Source organism: Serratia montpellierensis (assembly GCF_020858655.1).
GTDB lineage: Bacteria > Pseudomonadota > Gammaproteobacteria > Enterobacterales > Enterobacteriaceae > Serratia > Serratia montpellierensis.
The window spans coordinates 218,207-218,601 of record NZ_VOSN01000021.1 but is presented as its reverse complement, the minus strand read 5'-3'; the positions used below and the strand labels follow the sequence as shown (position 1 = coordinate 218,601).

The window sequence follows — 395 nt, the reverse complement described above, 5'->3', positions numbered from 1 at the left end:
GAACTGGGCGGCCACTCGCTGCTGGCGGTGAAGTTGATGGCTCAACTGCGGCGTGCCGGTTGGGGAGCGAACGTGCAGACGTTGTTCTCAACGCCGACGCTGTCGGCGTTGGCGCAGGCGATGAGCGCGCAGGGTGAGATCGAGATACCGGAAAACCGGATCTTACCGGGCGGCGCCTCCATTACGCCGGAGATGTTGCCGCTGGCGACGCTGAGCCAGGCGGAGATCGACGCGGTGGTGGCACAGGTGCCGGGTGGCGTGGCCAACGTACAGGACATCTACGCCTTGTCGCCGCTGCAGGAGGGGATTTTGTTCCACCATCTGCTGGCGGAACAGGGCGACCCGTACCAGCTGTCTGCGGTATTACGTTTCGACAGTCGTGCGCGCCTGGACGA

General features: G+C 64.6%; 1 protein-coding gene. It reads left to right on the top strand.

Features of this window, described 5'->3' with window-relative positions:
* Positions 1-395: phosphopantetheine-binding protein (locus FUU19_RS21670; RefSeq protein WP_230507351.1), on the top strand; the 395-nt coding region annotated here is incomplete at both ends.